This window comes from Gammaproteobacteria bacterium (genome assembly GCA_019911805.1).
GTDB lineage: Bacteria > Pseudomonadota > Gammaproteobacteria > Thiohalobacterales > Thiohalobacteraceae > JAHJQQ01.
Genome location: JAIOJV010000045.1, coordinates 1 through 3,660, shown reverse-complemented (window position 1 = coordinate 3,660; position 3,660 = coordinate 1). Strand labels below are relative to the sequence as shown.

The window sequence follows — 3,660 nt, the reverse complement described above, 5'->3', positions numbered from 1 at the left end:
CCCGACCCCCGAATCCCAACCCTATACTTTCATATCGTACTTGCGAATAAGGTCGTACATGGTCGGGCGGCTTACGCCGAGCAACTCGGCGGCCTGTGAAATCTTGCCACCGACGTGGCTGAGTGCACGGCGGATGGCCTGACGTTCGACCTGTTCGCGGATCTCGCGCAAGTCGTAGGTCTGGGTGTTCGTCGCCTGATGATCACTGCCGAGTTCGAGATCCTTGGCCGTGATCTGCTTCTGCTCCGCCATGATGACGGCGCGCTTGACGCGATTTTCCAGCTCGCGCACATTGCCCGGCCAGTGATAGGCCTCCAGCGCTGCGAACGCATCCTTGCTGAAGCGGTGTACCTGGCTGCCGTGCTGCCGGCTGTAGCGTTCCAGGAAGGCGCGCGCCAGCAACAGCACGTCGCCGACACGTTCCCGCAACGGTGGAATGCGCACCGTGATCTCACTGACGCGGTAGTAGAGATCCTCGCGGAACTGGTTTTCCTGAATCAACGCCTGCGGATCCTTGTGGGTCGCGCACACCACGCGCACGTCGACGGGAATCTCCTTGCGCCCACCCACCCGCTCGATGACGCGCTCCTGCAGGAAACGCAGCAGCTTGGCCTGCAAGGCCATCGGCAGATCACCGATCTCATCGAGGAACAGCGTGCCGCCGCTGGCGGTCTCGATCTTACCGGGCGTCTGCTTGATCGCGCCGGTGAAGGCACCCTTCTCGTGGCCGAACAGTTCACTTTCCAGCAATGCCTCGGGAATGGCCGCGCAATTGATGGCCACGAACGGGCCGTCGGAGTGCCGGCTCAGACCATGCAGCGAGCGCGCCAGTAATTCCTTGCCGGTACCGCTCTCGCCCAGCACCAGCACGGCCACGTCGGCGGGTGCGACCTTCTCGACGGTGCGACAGACGTCCAGCATCGCCTGGCTGCCGGTGAGCACACCCTCCAGGGGCGAATCGGGCTGTTGGCTTTGCTGCAGGCGGCGATTCTCGTTCTCGAGTTCGTGCAGCCGGTAGGCGCGGTTGACGATGAAGCCGAGCAGATCGGGATCGATGGGCTTGTGGAAGAAGTCGTAGGCGCCGAGGGCAACCGCCTGCAGCGCATTGTTGCGCTCGTTATTACCGGTCACGACGATGATCTTGGTATGCGGATAGTCGGCCAGGATCTGTTCCAGGGCGGCGAAGCCCTCGCTGGTACCGCTGGCATCGGGCGGTAGACCGAGATCCAGGGTCATCACGGGAAATGGGTATTTTTTCAGTTCGGCGAGCGCCGCCTTGCAGTCGCTGGCGATGATGACTTCGTAGCCTTCGAAGCACCAGCGCAATTGCGCCTGCAACCCCGGGTCGTCTTCAACGACCAGCAATTTCCGTGATTCTTCCGTCATCCGGATACCCGTTACCTTCTACTAGGCGTAACTGTACGTTATTTCGGTTTTCGTCGCTAATGGGCACCCGCAGCCGGAAGGTCGTCCCTTCGCCCACCCGGCTGATGACCTCGACATCGCCACCCAGAATACGCACGAACTCGCGTGTCTCGTAGACGCCGATACCCATACCGGCCTTGCCCTTGGTCGTCTCGAACGGCCGGAACAGGCGCGTATGGATGAAGTCGGCATCCATTCCGGAACCTGTATCCTGGACCTCGATGACCGCCCAGTCATCGCGCTTGAACAGCCGCATGATGATGCGTCCGTCCGCTGGTGTGGCGTCCTGTGCATTGCGCACCAGGTGGCCGATGATGGCCGCGAAACGGTCACGGTTGGCCTGCGCGGCGATGCCGTGTGCCTGGCAGTCGACACTCGGTATCGGACGGCCGCCGCTCATGGTCCCGGCGACCTCGCGCAGCAACTCGCACAGATCGACCGTCACCATCTGACGCTGATCGCCCCCGCCGCTGCGCAGGTGCGCCATCAACCGGTTCATCTTATCGACCGAGTGCTCGACCGTACAGATGGCATCCTCCATGAACTGCGGATTGTGCTTGTGCTTGGCCGCATTGGTGACGACCAGCGAGAGCTGTGTGACCAGATTCTTCAGGTCGTGCATGACATAGGTCGACAGCCGGTTGCACATCTCGAACTGACGGGCATCGGCGAGTGCGCTCGCGGCCTCCATCTGGGCAAGATGGCTGGCCGCCTGGCGGCCCGCGGTCTTCAGCAGGTCGCAGTCCTCCCAGTTGAAATGCTGCGGTGCCGGCGAGCGCGTCAGCACGATGAAACCAAGCAGGCGCTCATGGAGGATCAGCGGCGTAATCAGCCACGCGCGCGGAATGGTGTCCAGCCAGGCGGGCAGGGTCAGACCGTCGTAGAGTTCGGGATCACGCTCGTACTCGTCCAGATTGATGACCCACCCCTGCCGATCCAGAAACTGCGCCAGCGAACCATCGGCATCTTCATGCGCCTGTTCGGGAAGCTCGGCCTGCCAGGCGGCCACCGGCTCGAAGCGACCGGTATCGTGGCGCATCCACAGGATGCTGGCCGGACTCTCGATGATATTCGCGATGCCGCGGATCACGCGTTCGCGCAGACGCACGTCCGGTTCGCGTGACGACAAGGTGCCGATGAAGCGCAGCCACTCGTCGCGATAGTCATATTTGTAGTGGAAGAAATGCTTGCTGATGAATACCCGCAGGCTGGCGCGCAACTGCCCCGAGAACAACAGGACCGCCAGCAGCAGGATCGCGCCGAACAGGAAGATCACCTGCGCGACGCCACCCCAGTTGCCGCCGTAGTGGCGCACGTAATAACCGCCGGCGCCCATGGCGAACAGATAGATGCCCGCCCCCAGCAGAGACGCCGTGTGGAAGACGATGCGGCGCGAGACGAAGATATCGAGTGACCAGCGCGGATCGCGCGCCACCGCCAGCCCGATGAGCGGCACGATCAGCGCGTTGACGAAGCCGCGTGCCTGCCACAGCGCCGGATCGATGCGCTGCAGCAGCAGGGCATCCGCATACAGATAGAAGTCGTAGGCAAACATGCCGCCCACGCCCATGCACAGATACTTGATGCCGCGGCGCGCCTCGGGCCGGGTGTTGCGCAGCAGTTGCTCCACCAGCACGAGCCCGAAGATGGCGACCAGCAGATAACCGGCGAGCAGCCAGTCGATGCCGGCGGATGAGATCACTGCCGTATCGGCGACGAAGCGATAGGCCGTCAGAGTCGCGAGCAGGAGGATGAAGGCACCCGCCGCCATGAAGACGTGGCGGAAACGCCGGCTGGACTGCGGTCGCTCGGCATAGGCGTTGGCCAGCACACCGGCCAGAAAGCCGATCCAGGCCAGATCGCGCAGCAGTTCGAGCAGCTGGGATTCAAAAATGGCCGCCCGGGCGATGCTCTGATAGGCGGCCACGCTCATCCACAGGGCGCTGGCCGCGGCGGCCAGCATCAGCAGGCGCTTGCGCGACCGGCCACGCTGCCCGGTCAGCAGCACCAGTGCCAGCACCATGAAGGCGAAGGCACCCGTGGAATAGCCGATGAACCCAATGCTGATCATGCATCGTCCCCAGACGTCATCCGGCAACGCCTCTTACCGGAGCACCACCCGCCTCGCTGCCTGCGCCGCAGCGCAGTCCCCGGTACCCGCGAAGGCCTGCGTCGAGGACACCGGCCGGAGCGGGTGATCACTATAAGGGTAGCGGCCCGGTTACGCCAAGGGCC

The 3,660-nt window shown here is 63.4% G+C and carries 2 protein-coding genes; both read right to left on the bottom strand.

The features are described from left to right. Nucleotides 1-21: 21 nt before the first annotated feature. On the bottom strand, nucleotides 22-1,386 hold the full coding sequence (gene prsR, locus K8I04_04335) for a PEP-CTERM-box response regulator transcription factor (protein MBZ0070940.1): 1,365 nt from the start codon (nucleotides 1,384-1,386) through the stop codon (nucleotides 22-24). Continuing rightward, on the bottom strand, nucleotides 1,352-3,496 hold the full coding sequence (gene prsK, locus K8I04_04330) for a PEP-CTERM system histidine kinase PrsK (protein MBZ0070939.1): 2,145 nt from the start codon (nucleotides 3,494-3,496) through the stop codon (nucleotides 1,352-1,354). Before prsK ends, prsR begins: the two co-directional genes overlap by 35 nt. Nucleotides 3,497-3,660: the final 164 nt, after the last annotated feature.

Coding starts and splice junctions, on each gene's coding strand:
- prsK (MBZ0070939.1), bottom strand. CDS start 3,496: ATGATCAGCATTGGGTTCATCGGCTATTCCACGGGTGCCTTCGCCTTC.
- prsR (MBZ0070940.1), bottom strand. CDS start 1,386: ATGACGGAAGAATCACGGAAATTGCTGGTCGTTGAAGACGACCCGGGG.